General features: G+C 54.9%; 23 protein-coding genes. 16 read left to right on the forward strand and 7 right to left on the reverse strand.

Annotation, left to right across the window (positions count from 1 at the left end; all coding sequences use genetic code 11):
* The first annotated feature begins 377 nt into the window (after window positions 1-377).
* The 5 genes from GH659_RS08840 to GH659_RS08855 all read left to right on the forward strand — a co-directional run bounded on the left by GH659_RS08840 (window position 378) and on the right by GH659_RS08855 (window position 5,313).
* Window positions 378-710 (forward strand): ElaB/YgaM/YqjD family protein, encoded by a 333-nt coding sequence (locus tag GH659_RS08840; RefSeq protein ID WP_153111037.1) that lies wholly within the window; start codon window positions 378-380, stop codon window positions 708-710.
* Window positions 711-760: 50 nt separating this feature from the next.
* On the forward strand, window positions 761-964 hold the full coding sequence (locus GH659_RS08845; RefSeq protein WP_153111038.1) for a CsbD family protein: 204 nt from the start codon (window positions 761-763) through the stop codon (window positions 962-964).
* A gap of 448 nt (window positions 965-1,412) precedes the next feature.
* Complete coding sequence (locus GH659_RS14905; protein WP_211364172.1) at window positions 1,413-1,886, forward strand: PAS domain-containing protein; 474 nt, start codon at window positions 1,413-1,415, stop codon at window positions 1,884-1,886.
* Between the two features lie 273 nt (window positions 1,887-2,159).
* Window positions 2,160-3,482: a putative bifunctional diguanylate cyclase/phosphodiesterase gene (locus GH659_RS14910; protein WP_211364173.1), complete on the forward strand. Its 1,323-nt coding sequence runs from the start codon at window positions 2,160-2,162 to the stop codon at window positions 3,480-3,482.
* Window positions 3,483-3,579: 97 nt separating this feature from the next.
* On the forward strand, window positions 3,580-5,313 hold the full coding sequence (locus GH659_RS08855; protein ID WP_153111039.1) for a diguanylate cyclase: 1,734 nt from the start codon (window positions 3,580-3,582) through the stop codon (window positions 5,311-5,313).
* A 43-nt stretch (window positions 5,314-5,356) separates the two neighbouring features.
* On the opposite strand, the gene GH659_RS08860 is transcribed toward GH659_RS08855, so the two are convergent.
* Window positions 5,357-5,509, reverse strand: a complete 153-nt coding sequence (locus GH659_RS08860) for a DUF3096 domain-containing protein (RefSeq protein WP_153111040.1) — start codon at window positions 5,507-5,509, stop codon at window positions 5,357-5,359.
* A 46-nt stretch (window positions 5,510-5,555) separates the two neighbouring features.
* Window positions 5,556-5,978, reverse strand: a complete 423-nt coding sequence (locus GH659_RS08865) for a carboxypeptidase-like regulatory domain-containing protein (protein WP_153111041.1) — start codon at window positions 5,976-5,978, stop codon at window positions 5,556-5,558.
* A 351-nt stretch (window positions 5,979-6,329) separates the two neighbouring features.
* Here GH659_RS08865 and GH659_RS08870 point away from each other — a divergent pair, with 351 nt between their 5' ends.
* Together GH659_RS08870 and cls are read left to right on the forward strand one after the other, a co-directional pair.
* The gene (locus GH659_RS08870; protein WP_153111042.1) at window positions 6,330-7,232 is read left to right on the forward strand and encodes a hypothetical protein; all 903 of its coding nucleotides are present in this window, start codon (window positions 6,330-6,332) and stop codon (window positions 7,230-7,232) included.
* Between the two features lie 116 nt (window positions 7,233-7,348).
* Entirely contained in the window at window positions 7,349-8,743 is a 1,395-nt protein-coding gene (gene cls, locus GH659_RS08875; protein ID WP_153111043.1) for a cardiolipin synthase, read from the forward strand.
* Here cls and GH659_RS08880 read toward each other — a convergent pair.
* Together GH659_RS08880 and GH659_RS08885 are read right to left on the reverse strand one after the other, a co-directional pair.
* On the reverse strand, window positions 8,703-9,590 hold the full coding sequence (locus GH659_RS08880; RefSeq protein ID WP_153111044.1) for a Crp/Fnr family transcriptional regulator: 888 nt from the start codon (window positions 9,588-9,590) through the stop codon (window positions 8,703-8,705). The genes cls and GH659_RS08880 overlap by 41 nt on opposite strands.
* Before the next feature lie 221 nt (window positions 9,591-9,811).
* Window positions 9,812-10,189, reverse strand: coding sequence for an STAS domain-containing protein (locus tag GH659_RS08885; protein ID WP_153111045.1), 378 nt, complete (start codon window positions 10,187-10,189; stop codon window positions 9,812-9,814).
* A gap of 274 nt (window positions 10,190-10,463) precedes the next feature.
* On the opposite strand from GH659_RS08885, the gene GH659_RS08890 reads away from it, so the two are divergent.
* Window positions 10,464-11,540, forward strand: coding sequence for an AI-2E family transporter (locus tag GH659_RS08890; protein ID WP_153111046.1), 1,077 nt, complete (start codon window positions 10,464-10,466; stop codon window positions 11,538-11,540).
* Window positions 11,541-11,551: 11 nt separating this feature from the next.
* Here the strand turns inward: GH659_RS08890 and GH659_RS08895 are convergent, their stop codons facing one another.
* Complete coding sequence (locus GH659_RS08895; protein ID WP_153111047.1) at window positions 11,552-11,902, reverse strand: DUF2934 domain-containing protein; 351 nt, start codon at window positions 11,900-11,902, stop codon at window positions 11,552-11,554.
* 329 nt (window positions 11,903-12,231) lie between these two features.
* Between GH659_RS08895 and GH659_RS08900 the strand changes: the two genes are divergently transcribed.
* Window positions 12,232-12,546: a BON domain-containing protein gene (locus GH659_RS08900; protein WP_153111048.1), complete on the forward strand. Its 315-nt coding sequence runs from the start codon at window positions 12,232-12,234 to the stop codon at window positions 12,544-12,546.
* Between the two features lie 116 nt (window positions 12,547-12,662).
* Window positions 12,663-12,959 carry a hypothetical protein gene (locus GH659_RS08905; RefSeq protein WP_153111049.1) on the forward strand — a complete coding sequence of 99 codons (297 nt, stop codon included), beginning with the start codon at window positions 12,663-12,665 and terminating at the stop codon, window positions 12,957-12,959.
* Window positions 12,960-13,327: 368 nt separating this feature from the next.
* Here the strand turns inward: GH659_RS08905 and GH659_RS08910 are convergent, their stop codons facing one another.
* Window positions 13,328-13,735: a hypothetical protein gene (locus GH659_RS08910; protein WP_153111050.1), complete on the reverse strand. Its 408-nt coding sequence runs from the start codon at window positions 13,733-13,735 to the stop codon at window positions 13,328-13,330.
* Between the two features lie 302 nt (window positions 13,736-14,037).
* On the opposite strand from GH659_RS08910, the gene GH659_RS08915 reads away from it, so the two are divergent.
* Genes GH659_RS08915 through GH659_RS08925 form a run of 3 tightly spaced genes read left to right on the forward strand, consistent with a single transcriptional unit; the run spans window position 14,038 to window position 15,836 of the window.
* Window positions 14,038-15,297 carry a replication initiation factor domain-containing protein gene (locus tag GH659_RS08915; RefSeq protein WP_153111051.1) on the forward strand — a complete coding sequence of 420 codons (1,260 nt, stop codon included), beginning with the start codon at window positions 14,038-14,040 and terminating at the stop codon, window positions 15,295-15,297.
* Window positions 15,298-15,344: 47 nt separating this feature from the next.
* Window positions 15,345-15,629 (forward strand): hypothetical protein, encoded by a 285-nt coding sequence (locus GH659_RS08920; protein WP_153111052.1) that lies wholly within the window; start codon window positions 15,345-15,347, stop codon window positions 15,627-15,629.
* Between the two features lie 9 nt (window positions 15,630-15,638).
* On the forward strand, window positions 15,639-15,836 hold the full coding sequence (locus tag GH659_RS08925; RefSeq protein WP_153111053.1) for a hypothetical protein: 198 nt from the start codon (window positions 15,639-15,641) through the stop codon (window positions 15,834-15,836).
* Window positions 15,837-15,979: 143 nt separating this feature from the next.
* Here GH659_RS08925 and GH659_RS08930 read toward each other — a convergent pair whose 3' ends face one another.
* On the reverse strand, window positions 15,980-16,171 hold the full coding sequence (locus GH659_RS08930) for a hypothetical protein (RefSeq protein WP_153111054.1): 192 nt from the start codon (window positions 16,169-16,171) through the stop codon (window positions 15,980-15,982).
* Window positions 16,172-16,409: 238 nt separating this feature from the next.
* Here GH659_RS08930 and GH659_RS15105 point away from each other — a divergent pair, with 238 nt between their 5' ends.
* The 3 genes from GH659_RS15105 to GH659_RS08945 all read left to right on the forward strand — a co-directional run bounded on the left by GH659_RS15105 (window position 16,410) and on the right by GH659_RS08945 (window position 18,440).
* A complete protein-coding gene (locus tag GH659_RS15105; protein WP_281349725.1) occupies window positions 16,410-16,544 on the forward strand; it encodes a hypothetical protein in 135 nt (44 codons plus the stop codon).
* A gap of 99 nt (window positions 16,545-16,643) precedes the next feature.
* Window positions 16,644-18,092 (forward strand): hypothetical protein, encoded by a 1,449-nt coding sequence (locus tag GH659_RS08940; protein WP_153111056.1) that lies wholly within the window; start codon window positions 16,644-16,646, stop codon window positions 18,090-18,092.
* A 3-nt stretch (window positions 18,093-18,095) separates the two neighbouring features.
* Window positions 18,096-18,440 carry a DUF2523 family protein gene (locus tag GH659_RS08945; RefSeq protein WP_211364175.1) on the forward strand — a complete coding sequence of 115 codons (345 nt, stop codon included), beginning with the start codon at window positions 18,096-18,098 and terminating at the stop codon, window positions 18,438-18,440.
* Window positions 18,441-18,454 lie beyond the last annotated feature (14 nt).

Here is an 18,454-nt window from a genome sequence, read left to right on the forward strand (position 1 = left end):
TCGACTGCTTGATCAACAACCCATTGCGGCGGTTGTCATTCCCCTGGCCAGACGACTTCAGCCAACGGCTCCGGCTGAAATCGCCATCACCTGATATGCATGCTACTCATGTGCATGCGCTGGTCTGTACGCCAGCGCACACTGTCCCGAGTTTTGCCGTCGTTCTCGACGTGGGTTTTGAAAGCGTTGTCATGAGTACGCTGGCGCACAGACAGCATGCTGTGCGAGGCACATGCTGAATACTTGAGGAATACAGTTGTGTTCGATTGAACACACGCGGGAAGCCTCACTGCATGGCCGTGACACGGAAGGTGGATGACTTTCCGGCCGCAATTGCCATGTTGACCATCAACCATTCATTCGCACGAGGAGACATGATGACGACCGAACTTATGACCAATCAGGGGAGCGTCCAAGACAGCAAGGAAGCTCTCGTCAGGGATCTCAAACGCGTTGTCGGCGACGCCGATGATCTGCTGAAGGAGGTCGGCAGTGCCAGCGCCGAAGAATTTTCCGCCGCACGTGCAAGGATCGAAGCCACGCTGGATCAGGCGCGATCAAGGCTCAACGCAGCGCGAATCGATGCCGCACAAAGGGTTCGTTACGCCGCAGACGCCACCAATCAGTACATCAGGGAAAACCCCTGGAAGGTCGTCGGAGTCGGGGTGGTAGCCGGACTCATCGCCGCATTCCTGATCAGTCGGCGCTGATTCGGCCGTGCAAGTGGATCCAATGGCAGTACTAAAACAAGGAGCTTGAAATGAACTGGGATATCGTTGAAGGAAACTGGAAGCAATTCAAAGGCATGGTCAAAGCAGAGTGGGGCAAGCTCACCGACGATCATCTTGATGTGATTGCCGGCAAGCGTGATGCGTTGGCCGGCAGAATTCAGGAAATCTACGGCACCACGAAGGAAGAAGCCGAGGAGCAAATCAAGAAATTTGAAGAGCGCAACAAGGACTAGCATGCGGAACATCGTTCCTGAGCACGGTGTTGAGCACGACGAAAGACGGAGCAGGGCAGAAGCTTATGCTTTTGCCCTTTTGCTCCCTGGCCATGAAATCTGACATCGCTAGCGACGCCTCATTGACGCGGAGATGCCCCCGGTGCCACTCCCCTGTCTTTCGCGTTTCTCGCCGCACCGTGGATTTGTTGATGAGCTTTTTCATACCGCTCCGCCGCTATCGCTGCCGTTCGGCAAGCTGCGGCTGGGAAGGAAATTTCAGGGATACGCGGCAAGTATCGTCCGGCCAGGGACGCAATGAAAAAAACGGCGGCGAATATAAATATCGTTATCTCGAACCGTCACGGATGGACTGTATCGACCCAAGGGACAAGCCACCGAAATGAGACATCAGGCCAAGCGGCGTCGATACCGTGCAGAACCCATTGCTTGTCCTGCATTTCGCACGATGAGCGATGCGTCGCCGCTCGGCATTTTCGTTTCCGATGCCGCAGGGAATTGCATTTACACCAATGCGACTTACCAGAAGATATCCGGGCTCACCTTCGATCAGGCGCTGGGAACCCGATGGAGCCGGGCCATCCACCCGGAGGATCGTTCCCGCGTGCTTGCCGAGTGGAACGACGCCGTGCATGAACTGGCGTCGTTCCAGACTGAAGCGCGCTTTCTGCGGCGGGACGAGAGTGTCGTGTGGACGCGTCTCAACGCCGTCGCAATAAGAAACGGGACGATAGCGCGCGGCCGCATTCAGATCGTTGAGGACATCACCGAACGCAAATCGACCGAATTGGTGTTGCGTGCCTCGGAAATGGCCTTGTTCGAGGAAAAGGAGCGTGCCCAGGTCACCCTCAACTCCATCGGCGATGCCGTGCTGAGTACGGATCTGGCCGGTAAGGTGACCTACCTTAATCTGGTGGCATAAAAGCTCACCGGATGGACGTTCAAGGAGGCCGCAGGACAGCCGCTTGCGGACGTCTTCAAAATCATTGACGGAACAACGCGTCAAGCGGCGGAAAATCCCGCGCAGCGCGCCATCAGGGAAGACCGAGTCGTCGGGCTGGAGAGCAATTGCGTACTCGTTCGCCGCGACGGCTTCGAATCGGCCATAGAAGACTCCTCAGCACCGATCCATGGCCGCGATGGGCATGTCATCGGCGCGGTGATTGTCTTTCACGACGTCAGCGAAGCGCGTGCCATGGCACTCAAGATGGAGCATTTCGCCCAGCACGACTTTCTCACCGGCTTGCCGAATCGGATGTTGCTGACAGAACGCCTATCTCAGGCCATCGGATTAGCGAACCGGCATCGCAAACAGGTCGCGCTGCTCTTCCTCGATCTCGATTTCTTCAAGAACATCAACGACTCGCTGGGGCACGCAGTTGGCGACCAATTGCTGCAGTCGGTCGCCAATCGGCTGTCGGCGAATGTGCGCGCGACGGACACGGTGTGTCGCCAAGGCGGGGACGAGTTCGTGATCCTGCTCGCCGAAATCGAGCGCCCGGAAGACGCGGCACTGATCGCGGAGAAGTTGCTCGCTGCATTCGTAGCCCCCCATCTCGTCGGCGGACAGGAAATCCATGTCACCTTGAGCATCGGCATCAGCGTGTTTCCGGACGATGGCAACACTGTCGATACCGTCATGCAGAACGCCGATACCGCGATGTATCACGCCAAGTCAGACGGGCGCAATAACTACCAGTTTTTCAGATCCGACATGAACACCCGCGCGGTGCGCCGCCTGCTCGTCGAAAGCAGCCTGCGTCGGGCCCTGAAGCAGGAGGAGTTCTTGGTGCACTACCAACCTCAATTCGAACTTGTTTCGGGGAGGATAACCGGTGTCGAGGCGCTCATTCGCTGGCAGGACCCCGATCTCGGACTCATCCCACCGGGGCCGTTCATCCCGGTGGCGGAAGAGTGCGGCCTCATCGTGCCAATTGGCCGCTGGGTGTTGCGCGAAGCTTGCCGGCAAACGCAGGCTTGGCTGGATTCCGGTCTGCCGGCGGTGCCGGTGGCGGTGAATATTTCGGCCGTGGAGTTCAGGCACAAGGAATTTCTGGCAGGTGTTTCCGACATCTTGCGAGAAACCGGTCTGGCGCCCGGCTATCTCGAACTGGAATTGACGGAAAGCATTCTCATGCACGATGTCGAATCCTCGATTGCGGAGCTTGACGCACTCAAAGCCATGGGCGTCAAACTGGCCGTCGATGATTTCGGTACGGGCTATTCGAGCCTGAGCTATTTGAAGAAATTCCCGATCGACATCCTGAAGATCGACCAATCCTTCGTGCGCGACATCGCGATCGATGCCGACGACGCCACTATCGTCAGCGCCGTCATCGGCATGGGCAGAAACCTCAATCTGCGGGTCATTGCCGAGGGCGTCGAAACGCAAGATCAGTTCGCGTTCCTCCGGACCCGGCAATGCCCTGAGGGGCAAGGCTATCTGTTCAGCCAGCCCTTGCTGGCCGATGATTTCGGGCGCTTGCTCGTGGCCGGGAAAAAACCGTTGCCAAAGTAGGGGATAGAACGGCGCTGTTGTACCATGGCCTTCGAGGGAAAGCAGACGGGTTTCCTTCGCCGAAAACACCAAAAACGAACATTGGCATGCCGATTCCATGAAATGTTTTTTTCGCCTCCTGCTTCTGATTACCTGTCTCATCCTCGTGCCGCACGCCAAAGCCGGGGATTTGATTGTTTCTCGTGCCGTTTTGGAAGACGTGGGCGGAACATTGACCATCGCAGATGTCGCAAGTCGCGAATTTCAACCGCTTGGGCCTTCTCTTTTCAAAGGCATAACCGACTCCGTGCATTGGATACGCCTGCGAGTCAGAGCGCCTGCCAACGGCAATGAGGTGGTGCTGTTCATTCGCCAGCCCTTTCTCAATGAGATTCGTCTTTTCGAGGCGGAAGCGGGCGATTCGCCGGGCTGGAAAACAAGAGTCACCGGCAACCATTACCCATTCAGTGAGCGTGAACGTGGCCGACACTCCCTCGGATTCGTTGTAAACGTCGCAACGCCGGAAGCCACTTTTTATCTCCGTCTCAAGACCAAGAGCACGTCGCAATTGACTGTGCTCGCCCTTGAGCCCAGCGAAGCGGAACGCCTGGATGACCATTTTGACCTCCTGGAAGTGCTTTTCGTGACGGCCATGCTGTTACTGCTCTTGTGGGCGATTCAGAGCTATTTGCTTGACCGGCTGCGGGTTGTCGGTCTATTTGCCATTCACCAGGCGGTGTACACCCTGTTCGGCATTGCCATTACCGGCTATTTGGCGCCCTGGCTTCCCATGGACTATCCGCAACTGGTTGAATTGTCCTCCGCCATTCCCTATTGCGGAGTGGCCTTCACCACTTTGCTTTTTTGCCGCGAGCTGTTCAAACCCTACGAACCGCCGCCGATACTGATGCGCGGGCTCAATCTGCTTCTGCTGTTGTTTCCCCTTCAACTTGTCGCCATGGCGCTGGGCTATATCCCGCAGGCCGTAATCGTCAACCTCGCGCTGATCCGGGTCTCGTGGTGGTACTTCGTGTTCATGACTTTTTTCCTGCGCAAGGAGCAGTCGCCGAATCGGCGTTGGCTGCAAGTCTTCTTCTTTACAATCACGCTTGTTTTTACCGTGTTCTGGTTTTCCAGCAGCAGTCTGAACGACACGGGAAACAGCCTATTCGGCCGACAGGTATTGATTGCAAACGGTCTGATCATCGGCGGCTTGTTTGCGATGATATTGAACGCCCGCTCACGCCGCCTGCTGCAAGAGGTTCAGCAGTCCTCGATGAATCTTCTTCTGGCACAGAAAACCCTCGAAATCGAACGCACTCTCAAGAAGAAGGCCGAGGAGCAGGCGCATACGGATTATCTGACCGGGCTGTGCAACCGCCGCCACTTTTTCGAACTGGCTGAGCGCGAACTGGCGCGCTCTACGCGCTATCAAAGACCGTTCGCCGTGATGATGATCGACATTGACCACTTCAAAACGATCAACGACACGTGGGGGCACAGCGTTGGCGACCTGGTTCTGCAGAAGGTGTCGCAACTGATCCGCGATACGCTGCGCAGCGTTGATATCTTTGGCCGGATCGGTGGAGAGGAATTCGCCGCCGTTATCGTTGAAACCGACGGAAGCAATGCCGTGGAGGTTGCGCAGCGGCTTTGCTTGATGGTCGCTGACGCCCGTATCTCTCCTCGAGAAGGCGTCTGCGTACAGGTCACCATCTCGATTGGCGTTACGGCAATGAACGGCAAAAACCTCAGCTTCGAAAACCTGATGGGAGAAGCTGATCAGGTCTTGTATCGGGCAAAGCAGGCGGGACGCAATAGAGCCATGGCTAGCGAATACTGCGCGGCGTAGTGTGTTCGGTGCGTTCGGTGCGCTTGGTCATCTACGGAATTAATCAAAAGCGAAAATTACCGGCGCCGAAGATCCCGATCAGACCGATAACGATCAAATAAATGGCGACGATGTAGTTGAGCAAGCGGGGCACCATCAGGATGAGAATCCCGGCGATCAGTGAAATCATCGGGGCAAGGGTCAGGTGAATGTTCATTTGAAAACCTCTTCTTTCCGGTTGTGTTTACCGCTGTTGACGGCCCTTACTCGGCACTCCAGCGAAAATCGACCGTCCTGATTTTTGACGAACCGACAGCAACCTGGCGCTTGACGGCTTTGTCTGCGAGTGTGGCCACGATCTGATACGACCCCATCGGTAAGCTGGCCAGGAACCATGGCCCCTCAGATGTAGTGTCGACAACCGTTTTTCCCTTCATGTCAGCAATGACAACGCGGACACCGCTGACGTATTCGCCATTGTTCAGCGCGAATACGAGTTTGAGATTGAAATCACTAACCAGTGAATTGAGGCGGTCGATCGACTCGCTGCCGACACCGCCGGATACATAAGACACGTTGCCGTAGTGCTGGATGACGGCATCGTCATTGGCGCTGGCGACGGAAAAAAGAGAGAGCGAGCCAAGTAACACGGCCGAGAAGCTGTAAGAGAGCAATTTGCTGTTCATGCGGATACTCCTTGTCTTTGTCTATTTGATGGCCCGTCTTGCTCGGGATGCTCCAAGCCACAGAACGACAATTATCCGCAACTTCAGAACGAACTCTGTGCGCCATCGAACAGAGCAACTCATTGAGAACGACAGGAAGGCCAAGGGCTTCCCCGTTGCCCACGGTGGATCAAAGCGAACAACGCCCATAAAGCGGCTTCGTTCATATTCAACCTGTCTTGTGTGCGCTGGCGTACAGAGGATTCCCGTCGAATCAGATAACCTGATCAAAGTAGGTTCAATGAACTTGGGGGCGTGTCACTTTCAGGCGGCAGCTCCACGAATCCTGCGGAAGAAACGGGGGAACAGAAAATGCGCTACTTACTTATTGTGCTGTGGATGGTGTTTTTATCGGCAAGTTCAGCTATTGCTCAGGTCAGCGTAAGCATCGGGATAAATTTACCGTTGTACCCGGAACTCGTCCGGGTTCCGGGCTACCCGGTCTACTACGCGCCGCGTGTGAATTCGAATTTCTTCTTTTACGACGGCATGTACTGGGTCTACGAGCGGGACAACTGGTACGCCAGCTCCTGGTACAACGGGCCGTGGGCGTTTGTCGCTCCGGAGGTTGTACCGTTATTCGTTCTGCGCATCCCGGTGCGCTACTACCGGAATCCTCCCGCGTACTTCTACGGCTGGCGGCGTGATGCGCCACCACGCTGGGACGATCACTGGGGCAACGACTGGGCGCAGCATCGCGGCGGATGGGATCAATGGAATCGCCGTTCTGTTCCAGATCCCGCACCACTGCCCGTTTACCAGAAAAAATATTCCGGTGAACGCTACCCTCAATTCGAGCAGCAGCGGGAAATTCACAACCGGAACTACCGCTACCAGCCGCGTGATGCCATGGTACGGCAGCATGAGCAGGCACCGGCCGTGCAACGAGCGCCTGAGTCTCCTCGGCAGGATCGTCAGGTAGCACCTCCCGAGAGAAGCCAGCGGTTGCAGGACAGGCCGCAGGATAGCCAGCGGGAAATTTCGCCAGCGCCACGCCAACCGAGCGCTCCAGTCGCCCCGCGCGTTCAGTCGCCACAAAGGCCAGAAGCTGTGCAACGCGAACAGCAAAGGCAGCAGGTCAATCAGGACAACATGCAACGTGGTCGTGGTGTCTCGCAGGAGCAAGGACGGAGTCAGGAGAAGGCGAGGGATAAAGAACGAGAACGCGAAGAGCGCGAATCAGGTGATGGGCGCGGCCAAGGCCGAAACAAGTAGGTGGGGATGTATGTGAAGTAAGTCGTTCAGTTGTCGCGATTCCGGCTGGCGGTACTGTCATCACCCGTACCGCCGGTGTCTGGCGCCGTTGTTTTTTGACAGGCAGGCAAATGCTGATGCACACGCTCAAATTTGCTGTGGTGGTGGCGTTCTGTCTGGTCACAGAAACCGGGTGTGCGACGCTGCCCGATACCGACGCCCTCATCGAGCGGCACACCGGGCAGGCCGCCCGCTTCGAAAATGCGAGAGGTTCGCTTTCTACGGGGAAAAGCGCCGCGATCCTCGCCGAACTCAAACGTAAATCAGGAGACATCGACATTCTGGAAAAACAGATTGTGCTGGAACAGGCCATTACCGGCAGTCCGCTCATTCTCGGCAACAAGGTGACCTTGTTGCGGGACGGCGCGGAAACCTACGCGGCGATGTTTGCCGCGATCCGCAAAGCCCGTGACCATATCAACCTGGAGTCCTACATCATTGAAGATGACGACATCGGGCGGCAATTCGCGGATGTGTTGCTGGAACAGCAGGGCAGGGGCGTTCAGGTCAACGTGATCTACGACAGCTTCGGCGCACTCAATACGCCGAAGGCGTTCTTTGAACGGCTGACGGATGGCGGAATCAACGTGCTCGAATTCAATCCGCTCAATCCGCTCACGGTCAAGAAAGCCTGGCTGATCGATAACCGGGATCACCGGAAATTGCTGGTGGTCGATGGAAAGATCGCGTTTGTCGGCGGGATCAACATCAGCAGCGTTTATTCATCGGGATCGATTCCCCGGCGGAGCGCCAGACCGCTCCGGCCGGAAGCCGGAAAGGCCGTTCCGTGGCGCGATATCCACCTGCAGATCGAAGGCCCGGTGGTCGGCGAATTGCAAAAACTGTTCATGGAAACATGGGAAAAGCAGCGCGGCCAGCCGTTGGCCGCGAAAGACTATTTCCCCACGTTGGAAGCGCAGGGAAAGGACATCGTACGCGCCATCGGCAGCACGCCTGACGACCCCTACAGCCTGATCTACCTGACCCTGATCTCGGCGATCGGCAACGCCGAAAAATATGTGCACATTACGCAGGCGTATTTCGTTCCCGACCCCCAGTTGCTGCAGGCGCTAACCGACGCGGCCGGACGCGGTGTCGAGGTAAAGATGATCCTGCCAGGCCATTCCGACTCTGAAATTGTCTTTCACGCCGGCCGTTCGCACTATTCGACGCTGCTCAAGGCCGGCGTGAAAATCTACGAGCGGCGCGGGCAGTTGTTGCATTCCAAAACCGTGTTCATCGATGGCGTCTGGTCCTGCGTTGGCTCGACCAATCTGGATTGGCGCAGCTTCCTCGATAACGATGAAATCAACGCGGTGATTCTCGGGCGCGAATTTGCCCAGCAGATGCAGGCCATGTTTACCAAAAATCTCGAAGCATCTGAAGCCATTGATCTGGAGCGTTGGGAGCGTCGGTCTCCCATGCTACGGATCAAGGAATGGGGGAGCCGCTTGTTGGAGCGGTTGCTTTAGTGGTATCTGACTGAAGGGGGAAGTGCGGGGTTACGGCTTGCGGAGCTCCGGTGACCGACTCCGGTGACCGACTCCGGTGACCGACTCCGGTGACCGACTCCGGTGACCAGCTCCGGTGACCAGCTCCGGTGACCAGCTCCGGGAGCAGGCGGGCGAACTCACGCCTGACCACCGCGTAGCATTCGCAGACGCGCGCTTCCAAGCCCTGACGGTCGAGCACGGTGATATGGCCTCGGTGGTACTCGATCAGACCGGCCTTGTGCAAGTGGCAGGCGGCTTCGGTAACCCCCTCGCGACGTACGCCGAGCATGTTGGCGATCAGTTCCTGCGTCAGGGTAAATTCGTCGGCGGACAAACGATCAAGTTGCTGCAGCAGCAAACGACAGAGCTGCTGCTCCAGTGTGTGATGGCGGTTGCACACCGCTGTCTGTGCTATTTGCGTCAGTAGCGCCTGGGTGTAGCGCAGCAACAGATGCTGCGTCGAAGCATGGTTTTCGAACTCGTCCATCAGTACCGCCGCCGGCAGCCGATAGGCCTCGCCGGCGCTATGCACGACAGCCCGGCTGGGGGTGGTTTCGCCGCCCATGATCTGGGCGACGCCGACCAGCCCCTCGTTCCCGACGATAGCGATCGCGGCCGATCGGCCATCTTCCATCTCGTAGAGCAGGGATATGATGGATGTGGCGGGAAAGTAGACATAGCGCATCGGCATGCCGGATTCGTAGAGCACATGACCGAATGGCATCGGAACCGCTTCGAGGTGTGGCAATAGACGTGCGTAATCGTTTGCCGGCAGAGCGGCGAGAAGGTGGTTCTGGCATGGGTGAGGTGGATACGCGTCAGACATGATGAATCTCCCCGTTCTTATTATTTGGTTCGAAAAATTGTCCTCTTTACGCCAGCGCTGCCTGCAGCGCACGCCACGTCTATGCACGCCAGACGCGGTGATAGTCGTGAAAAAAAGCGGGGAAACCCTGTTTTTGCGAATTGCCCTGGGCGTGGCCGCAATCCCTACGCAACGCATGTTTCGAATAATTTTTATAGGTTGGATTGGCCGGAATTACAAGTTCAAATGATTTTATGGCATCCCATTCCTGAGTCGGGATGGAGCCGCCTCATCAGTCCTGCGTGCGTGTCGGGGTTTCGTTCGCAGTGGGCGGCCAGTCTTCGGCGTTTTCGGCGCAATCCTTGTAGCTGCACCCCAGCACCTTTGCTACGCAGTTGGTGCAGCAGTTTGTTTAAAACCCAAGCGCCTGCGGTATCGAGCGCCTCGATACCTGCGCCGTCGACGATCATCTCCGATTTTTCTGGTACGGATAATGCTTCGAATTGCGCCCCGGGCATCCCGATTTCGCCAATGCGGCGTGCGGTCCACGCGCACGATAGCGCCAGCGTTTGTGGCGTCGGCTGAGTGATTGCGGCGAGCGAATTCGACGGATTTTTCATGGGCAACGCCAAAGGTAGATGAAGCGGCTTTACCTGTTTGTTCGATAACGCACATAAACGCCGGATTCCTCGCTGGATCGGTACGCTGACGCACATAGCGCTGGTTTTCTCGCGCGGCACGTGTCTTGCCTGAGAAAATCTTGAGCGGCTCTTGGTTTTCGGATGTGTTCGCTAGCGCACAGACACGCGATCCAGGGCTGGCGCAGCCTGCCCGAATGAATACCTCATCACTTTGCAGCATTGCGTCGATCAATACACGCCAACGAGCCATTTGATGAATTCCTTCGATAAAAACGGTTCCGAGTACCTTGAGAAAAGAGCGATTTTGCTCCTGCTGGTCGCCGTTTCACTCGCGTTCGGCTGGATTTTGCTGCCGTTCTATGGGGTGATTCTGTGGGGGGCTATCATCGCCTTGCTTTTTACCCCCGTGTACCGCCGACTGCTGACGTGGCTGAATCAGCGGCGCACGCCGGCGGCGTTGTTGACTCTGCTGCTCGTGCTGCTCATCGTCATTCTTCCGTTTGCGCTCATCACCGCGTCGCTGGCGCGCGAAGCGGCGGTGGTCTACGAGCAACTGCAGTCGGGGGAATTGAATCCGGCGCGCTGCTTCCGCGGGGTGTTCAATGCGCTGCCCGACTGGGTGACGGCGCTGCTCGACCGCTTCGGACTGGTCAACTTCTCCACTCTGCAACGCCGGTTGTCCGCTGCACTGGTGGCGGCCAGCCAGTTCTTTGCGACACAGGCGCTGAGCATCGGTCAGATCACCTTTGGTTTTGTTGCCCACCTTTTCATTACCCTTTACCTCGCGTTCTTCCTGATTCGCGACGGCGATGCCGTGGTGAACGCCGTCTGGCGTGCGATCCCGCTCATGCCTGCGCACAAGCAGGAGTTGTTTGAAAAATTCGCCACCGTGATCCGTGCGACGGTCAAGGGCAATCTGCTGGTGGCGGCCATCCAGGGAGCGCTGGGGGGCGTCGCCTTCTGGTTTCTCGAAGTTCCCGGGGCCTTGCTGTGGGCGGTGCTGATGGCTTTTTTGTCGCTGCTGCCGGCCGTTGGCGCTGGGTTGGTGTGGCTACCCGTTGCGATTTACTTCTTTGTGACGGGTGCCATCTGGCAGAGCATTGCTCTGACCGCTTACGGCGTGCTCGTGATTGGCCTGGTCGACAATCTGCTGCGGCCGCTGCTGGTGGGCAAGGATACGCGCATGCCCGACTACGTGGTGATGATGACAACCCTTGGCGGCATGGCGGTGCTGGGCATCAACGGCTTCGTCGTGGGCCCGGCGATCGCGGCGATGTTCATTGCGGTGTGGCACATCTACACGACGACGCGGATGGGCCAAGGGGGCTGATATCGAGTTGATTACGAGGCGGGGGCTTCCTTGCGGCGCTCAATCATCGCTTTCTGCAAGCAATTGTGGATATCGATTTCGGCCTGGAGCCAGTCGGACAGCTCCTTTCCTGGAGCAAAGCCACGTCCTTCGGCAATAAAAAAGGCGGCTTCTTCAATCATGTGTTTGGTGTCGAAATTCGCTTCTTCTGCAACCATTTGTTCGTACTCGTAATTGCCCTCTGGCCTGTTTCCGGATTCTTGCTTGGCTTTGATTTCCGACTGCGGCTGCATCCGTTGTGCGTTGAAATCACCCGCATCGGCAACCACATGTTGTTCGTGTCTGCCTTCGGATTTGTGTGCAAACTCTCTCTTCGTTTTCATCTCGTGTCTCTCGATCGATAAACGGTTGATGGAATAACAGGCAAGAGTGGCTTGGCGGCTTATCGGCGGGGCTCAAGACGACATCGGCACCTGTGTCCGCCGTACGCTACGACGAACGCTGTGGCGCTTCTGTTCGTTACCCCACAAAGGAGCGGTGAAAGGTCGTCGGGGTGAGAAATCAATACAAATACGGTACCAGCATCGTCGGCTCCTTGCGCTATGTGCGCTAGCGAACCGACAGAGAATTCCCCCGTGCTTACCCTGAGTTTGGCTTTATCCACGTTTCGCTGGAAATAAGCTTGATGTCTATCACCTCAGGAGAATCAATCATGAAACAACTTGTTAAATATCTTTCTGCATTCTTCCTGGCCGTGACCCTGGTCTCCTTCATGGGCTGCGCGTCGACGTCGAAGCAAGAGGGCACGGGTGAGTATGTTGACGACAGCGTCATCACCTCCAAGGTCAAGGCGGCCATTTTCAATGAGCCCAACCTGAAATCCGCTGAAATCAATGTCGAGACCTTCAAGGGCGTGGTTCAGCTGAGTGGCTTCGTTATCTCCCAAGCCGCCGCCAACAAGGCCGTTGAAGTGGCGCGCAGTGTCAGCGGTGTGAAATCCGTCAAGAACGACATGAGGATCAAGTAGTCGTTGCTGGAATGCGAGTGGCTGCCGGACCTCTCGTTTGGCATCTACTCGCAGGGGGGATCGCACCTGAGTAACACCATGGTTCCGGGAAAGGATGCCTCGAATTGAACTCCGCCGTGAATCTCACCGAATATTTGAGGCAGTTGCAGACGCAACTTGGCGACACCGCTTGGTCGCAGAAATCAACCGAAGAATCACCGTTGCGATCCGAGTTGTTCAGTGCCGATCAAATGGAGCAGCATGGCAAGGCGCTGGCTGCTTCGCACACGCTGTCATCGGCGCACGCGCCGGATCACTTGCTGGCTCGACTAGCCGAGAACGAAAGCGCACTGGTCAGGGTTTGTTCTTTATTGACGGCCGCCGTTTCGGCGAATCGGCGGATTACGCCTGCCGGGGGACTCACCAAGGTTTGACCTATACGACGGTAGGCGTGAATTTCTGATCTCTGCCAAGAGAAAAAGGAGATTCACGACAAACCACCGGCTTTGCCGGTGGTATTTGACTGGCGCGAAGCGCCGGCGCTTTCGTCTGTCTTGGCTTTTTCGTTCCTCTCGATAATTTTGGGTCGTTGCCCCAAAACCACTTTTCCGCATTCCAAACGAGTGAAAATCTATAAAATCTGCTTTTCATTTTTTGGGGCTTGTAATGCCTGATTGGTCTGGTGAGCTTCGGAAGCTTTATTGGTTTCTGCGTTATCGTCGCTCGTGGGTTGTGTCGTTTCTTAGCTAACCCACATAACAGAAGGGCCGAAGAAAGTTGGATAGCGTATCGCGAGTTGCTTTTATCCAATTCGTGATTCGTTTTGTAATTTAACATAATACAAATCATTCTCAATTGATTTGATAGTCGGTGCTGCTTCGGCGGGTGATGGTGTCATAATGGATGTGACGATTGTCGCCAGCGCAATGCTGGCTGCATATCCTCCTATGCTTTTAAAATAATCTTCCCAAAGACCCCGCTTTTTCTCGTCCTTCTCGGCTTCTAGTTGAACGATGGCTGAGACTCTGCCAAATTCCATTCCAAGGGCTTTGGCAATTTGTAGGCAAGCGGTTGCGTCGGGAAATCTGTTTCCTTTGTAGTAGTCGCTTATCCTTTGTGTCGGCAGTTCAAGGGCTTTTGCAAGTGCGTAGTTTGTTTCGATTCCTTTAGCCTTTTTTACTGCGTCCAGTAGTTCTATAACTTTGGTCATAGCTCGCTCCTTTTTTTCAGTATATCCCCGATTTGGGGATTGACAACGTCCCCAAATCGGGGATAGTCTGCGCTCCGTTATCCCCGATTTGGGGATATGCAATCGGAGGCGGCGATGGCTTTACATTTATTCATATCAACATCAAGAACCGGCACAAGGCGCGAAGCCGTTCCGGTTCGCTGCTCTGACTGTTTCCACGCCCTCAAGCTGCGCCAGCTTCCTGAAGTCGTCGATTGCTCTGTTTTTGCCAAGCTCAAAAACGCCGACGTCTTCCGCGTCTGTCCGTCTTTTCAGGTGTCCGAATGAAACGTGTTCCTTCGGCTCCGTCTCTTGATTTGGCTCGGCTCTCTGAAACTGAGCTTTCGGATATTTACCAAAGTGTTCTGGCTACTCGCGCACAAGCGGAAGCGAACATTCGCACTTTCAGAGCGGCAGCCGCCGAAGGGGCCCCCGCTTGCGGGGTAGTGTCGGCGGCTGCCGCTTCTGCCCCCGCTACTAACAGGGGGGGAAAGTCCGAAGAAACGCGCAAAACGATTGCCGCCACCCTCGTTCTGGAAGACGGAAAAATTCTTGAAATTCCGGCGCGGAGAACGTGGGGAGGTTCCGAAGCCTTCTTGGATTGGGTCAATTTCACAACCGACGAATCGGATTTCTTTTTTGGCCTTGTTCCGGTCACGGATGAACAGTTTATTGATCGGGTGTCTTGTAGGCTCAAGGAAATTTTGGGTTATGGCATAACCAAGCAAAGAGACGCGGGCGCGAACTTTTATCACCGTTCCTACGTTCTTGGTGACGCCTACGGCATGGTTTGCCATGGGGGTCAGCGCGATACCGTTCTGGTGATGATCTCCGGCGAAGGTTGTGCAGCAGCGCGGGAAGGGTGGGAGCAACGGCTTTATGACTTCCTTTCCAAGCAGTGCGGTACCAGGGCGAAGCTGACTCGCGTTGATCTGGCGCACGATGATTATCAAGGTGCGACCTATTCTGTTGATCGGGCTGATGCTGATTTTGACGCTGGTTTGTTCAATACCGGTGGTCGAAATCCGAATCATGAGTATCGCGGCAATTGGAAACGCCCAACTGGCAAGGGTCGAACGCTTTATATCGGCAAACGAGAAAACGGCAAATTTGCCCGAATCTATGAAAAGGGTCGCCAGCTGGGTGACAAAAACAGCGAGTGGGTACGCATCGAAGTTGAAATGAAGGCAGTCAATCGCCTGCTCGAATTCGAAATTCTTCTGTATCCCGGTCGTTATTTGGCAGCGGCTTATCCGGCATTTGGCTGGATATCTGAGCATCAGGAACGAATCGTCACCACTCAGAAGAAAACTGAAATCACCTACAAGTCGATTGTTGATTGGCTCAAGCGTCAGTGCGGGCCAGCGATCAACGTAATGATGGCCATCGAAGAAAACGCTGATGTGGTCATCCAAAAAATCATCCGTGACGCGATACCGGCACGAATGAAAGTTCCGTTCTGGCAAACGGCTGGTGAATCCATCCATGAGCAAGAGCGCTATTACCTGCCCAAAGATGTTGTCGACGCCATGTGGATGGCATAGACGCGATCAACGGGAAACCACGCATCAATCATTCAGGAGAAAAAACCATGCTGCAACGTTATCAAGTGCTCGGCTGTAAAGGCTTCAAGGGTGAAGTTGAAGGAACGAATTACGACTCAACGACGCTTTATGTCGTGATGCCGGTCAGCAAGAAAGCTGGGACCGAAGCCGGTTTTAACGTTACGCCGATGAAATACGGCAAAGAAGAAGAGTTTCAGAAAATTAAAGGGCTTCCCTTCCCGATCATGGCGGAGCTTGAAATTGAACTTACAACCAAGGGCGCGGAATGTGTTGATTTCAAGCCGGTTGCAAGGACTGAGCCGCAGAAATAGGGCTAAGCCATGACACCCGAACTGCGGCGTGTGTACGTGATTCAAGACAAGGAAACAGGAATGTTTCTGCATCTTGATCTGTACCTCACGCGTTCGCTGAAAGAGGCGGGGAGGGCGCCGGATCTTGAATGCGCCCACGAAACCGCTCTTCTGAATCTCGATGGTCCGTATGAGATTCATTCTTTCTGGGAAGAAGAGAGGTTGTGATGGTGGTTCGGACTTCAGGAGGCGGCGTGATATGTGCAATTTGCAAATGATCGAACGCCTTCTCTATTTGTTTCTCGCGTTTTTCTTTGGCGGCGCGGTCTTTAGCGGGCTGTTTTTGGTTAGCAATCGGCTAGAACGCGAACTCAAAAAGGATCGTAATGCTTGAAAACACGCCAAAGCACGGTCAGCACGAAGCCCCAAAACAGGTAGTACCAGAAGGAGGGCTGTTTTTCTTCCTCGATGTGGTTGGTCTTTGGCGTTCCGGGCTTTTTATCGTACTTGCTTGTGTAGTCCAGTTTCCGGGCACGTACATAGTCGCGGTCTTGAATTCCCATAATGATTCCTTCGTTCTTCGGAGCTTTCGGATATGACAGAGGCAGATTATGCCCTGCTCGGCATCGACGCTGCCACTATTCTTGTCGTGTGGTCGTGGGGTTTCGGTTCTGTAATTCTTATGTGGTTTTTCGGCTATTGCGTTGGCGCGGCAAAGACCATCATTCGCAAGGCCTAACAGGTTTCGCATTTTGCGGAAGCGCACCGGGGCGCATTCCCGGCTTTTAAGGAGTTGTACAAATGGCTGATATTTTCGCTGCTGTTGATTTCACGACCGTTCTTGCGTTTGTTACTGCTACGGGTGTTGCTGTTATCGGTATTGCGATGGCCTTCAAGGGTATTGATCTCGGCAAGCGTGGCGTTAAGAAGGGCTAATGCCATGACCGGCGCACTCGTAGCTCTGTTTTGGTCGTTGATTGCAGTAATCGGGGCTATGAGTGCTCTTGCTTTTCTGTTCGGGATGCGGGGGCAGTAATGCGGCACCTTCGAAACCTTGTTTATCTCCTGCTCGGCATCGTGCTGTCGGGTTTTTTAATGAGTAATTATGCTCATGCGGCTATATGGACTTCTGCGGATGGTCTAACGGCTCTTATTCGCGATTCGTCGGGGCGCGTGCAAACGGTACGTTTTCCGGGTGTTCCTTCTGTAACAGGTACGGCTACAGGCGCAATCATTTCAGGTTCTATTCCGACGACTATTTCAGGCGGTAAAATTCCTGTTTCGGTGCCATATAACGTTGGTCGGGCTGTTGGAAAGGGCGTTTTGGCTCGTCTAGCGGTTGGGACGTTAACTGGTACAGTTGTCGGTATGGCGGCTGAAGCTGGCATTTCGGCTCTTATTGATGCGGCGGGTTACGAATGCGATTATAGCGGTTGTCGTTACAAGGAGCAGCCGAGTAGCGTTGTAGGTCAATACATTGACGCGCCTGCAATTAGTGTTCCGAAACAGTTCCATTCGCGCACTACTGATGTGTGGGCGTCATTTGTTGACGGACCGGATGCGGTGTCTTGTAAAGGTCCGGGCCAGACTCTTTATAACAGTTCGTCGCCGTGTCCAACCGGCACGGTGCAGGAGCATTTATATCGTTGTTCACAATGTTCGCCGGGGTTTACAAAAGATGTTATCGAATTGATTCCTGAGCATAACGAATGTCCGACGGATTATTTTTATTTTGGTGATGGTGTTTGTAAAAAGTTTGTTTGTCCTGATGGTTATCTCCGGGAGGGTGATACAACGACCTGTACCAAGCAAGTCGCTACGGGGCCGGTTTCGGAAGAGGTTGTCGCTGATGCCATTGCCCCCGGTATTACGCCTGAGCAGTCGCAAGAGATTGCGCAACAAGCCGTAAATAATAATTTGCCAATGGAAACGGATAGCCCGGTTGTTAATGGTCCGGCATCGGTTACATCCAACCCGGTTAGCACCACGACCAGTACTACTATTAATAATCAGACCGTCAATAACACGACGACGACTACGACAACGGTCTACAACGTTTACAACGGTGATACGGTGACTACTACTGCGAAGGACACAACGACTACGACTCAGCCGGATGGAACGACCGTTACCACGACGGAAGATGTGGCCGAAACCGACGTTGAAAGTAGCGTTTCAGATACCGAACTTCCGGAATTGCCCAAGCTCTACGAGCCGAAATACCCTAATGGTTTAACCGGTGTCTGGAATGAAAACATCGAAGCCATTAAGGCCACTCCGTTGTTCAGCCTTCCACAAGTATTTGCGCCGACGGGTATAGATTCCGGTACGTGTCCCGTCTGGAGGCTGTCCGCCAATCTCGGTCCGAATATGAACTACGGGACATTCGATATTTCCCCGCCATGCATGATCTGGCCGTTTCTTAAAGCGATTACGATCATCGGGTCTTTGATTCTCGCTCGCGCTTTGATCTTCGGGGGTTAAGCGATGGCTGCTTTGGCGCAAGGATTTACCTATCTTCTCGCAAAGATCGCGGCGGCACTGGAATGGATAGGCAAGTTGTTCGTTGCCTGTTTCGTCTCGCTGTTTGATATGGGCAAGGATTTGCTTTGCTGGTGTCTCGAACAGGTGCTCAGTATTACCGCCAGCGCGATCGGTGCTATTGATGTGTCCGGGATGCAGTCTCTTGGTTCGTGGTGGTCGGCGGTGCCAGCGGAAGTGCTCAACATCATGGGGCTTATTGGCTTCGGCTACGCAATGGGCATCATCGCTTCGGCCATCGGCATCCGCTTGGTGCTGCAATTGATCCCCTTTACTAGGTTGGGAAGCTGATGAATTTGGATTAC

The sequence above is a fragment of the Propionivibrio limicola genome (assembly GCF_009469695.1).
In the GTDB taxonomy this organism is placed as follows: domain Bacteria; phylum Pseudomonadota; class Gammaproteobacteria; order Burkholderiales; family Rhodocyclaceae; genus Propionivibrio; species Propionivibrio limicola.

Bases quoted from the DNA above. Each gene is read 5' to 3' on its own strand.
- GH659_RS08840 (WP_153111037.1), top strand. From the start codon at position 378: ATGACGACCGAACTTATGACCAATCAGGGGAGCGTCCAAGACAGCAAG.
- GH659_RS08845 (WP_153111038.1), top strand. From the start codon at position 761: ATGAACTGGGATATCGTTGAAGGAAACTGGAAGCAATTCAAAGGCATG.
- GH659_RS14905 (WP_211364172.1), top strand. From the start codon at position 1,413: ATGAGCGATGCGTCGCCGCTCGGCATTTTCGTTTCCGATGCCGCAGGG.
- GH659_RS14910 (WP_211364173.1), top strand. From the start codon at position 2,160: ATGGCACTCAAGATGGAGCATTTCGCCCAGCACGACTTTCTCACCGGC.
- GH659_RS08855 (WP_153111039.1), top strand. From the start codon at position 3,580: ATGAAATGTTTTTTTCGCCTCCTGCTTCTGATTACCTGTCTCATCCTC.
- GH659_RS08860 (WP_153111040.1), bottom strand. From the start codon at position 5,509: ATGAACATTCACCTGACCCTTGCCCCGATGATTTCACTGATCGCCGGG.
- GH659_RS08865 (WP_153111041.1), bottom strand. From the start codon at position 5,978: ATGAACAGCAAATTGCTCTCTTACAGCTTCTCGGCCGTGTTACTTGGC.
- GH659_RS08870 (WP_153111042.1), top strand. From the start codon at position 6,330: ATGCGCTACTTACTTATTGTGCTGTGGATGGTGTTTTTATCGGCAAGT.
- cls (WP_153111043.1), top strand. From the start codon at position 7,349: ATGCACACGCTCAAATTTGCTGTGGTGGTGGCGTTCTGTCTGGTCACA.
- GH659_RS08880 (WP_153111044.1), bottom strand. From the start codon at position 9,590: ATGTCTGACGCGTATCCACCTCACCCATGCCAGAACCACCTTCTCGCC.
- GH659_RS08885 (WP_153111045.1), bottom strand. From the start codon at position 10,189: ATGAAAAATCCGTCGAATTCGCTCGCCGCAATCACTCAGCCGACGCCA.
- GH659_RS08890 (WP_153111046.1), top strand. From the start codon at position 10,464: ATGAATTCCTTCGATAAAAACGGTTCCGAGTACCTTGAGAAAAGAGCG.
- GH659_RS08895 (WP_153111047.1), bottom strand. From the start codon at position 11,902: ATGAAAACGAAGAGAGAGTTTGCACACAAATCCGAAGGCAGACACGAA.
- GH659_RS08900 (WP_153111048.1), top strand. From the start codon at position 12,232: ATGAAACAACTTGTTAAATATCTTTCTGCATTCTTCCTGGCCGTGACC.
- GH659_RS08910 (WP_153111050.1), bottom strand. From the start codon at position 13,735: ATGACCAAAGTTATAGAACTACTGGACGCAGTAAAAAAGGCTAAAGGA.
- GH659_RS08915 (WP_153111051.1), top strand. From the start codon at position 14,038: ATGAAACGTGTTCCTTCGGCTCCGTCTCTTGATTTGGCTCGGCTCTCT.
- GH659_RS08920 (WP_153111052.1), top strand. From the start codon at position 15,345: ATGCTGCAACGTTATCAAGTGCTCGGCTGTAAAGGCTTCAAGGGTGAA.
- GH659_RS08925 (WP_153111053.1), top strand. From the start codon at position 15,639: ATGACACCCGAACTGCGGCGTGTGTACGTGATTCAAGACAAGGAAACA.
- GH659_RS08930 (WP_153111054.1), bottom strand. From the start codon at position 16,171: ATGGGAATTCAAGACCGCGACTATGTACGTGCCCGGAAACTGGACTAC.
- GH659_RS15105 (WP_281349725.1), top strand. From the start codon at position 16,410: ATGGCTGATATTTTCGCTGCTGTTGATTTCACGACCGTTCTTGCGTTT.
- GH659_RS08940 (WP_153111056.1), top strand. From the start codon at position 16,644: ATGCGGCACCTTCGAAACCTTGTTTATCTCCTGCTCGGCATCGTGCTG.
- GH659_RS08945 (WP_211364175.1), top strand. From the start codon at position 18,096: ATGGCTGCTTTGGCGCAAGGATTTACCTATCTTCTCGCAAAGATCGCG.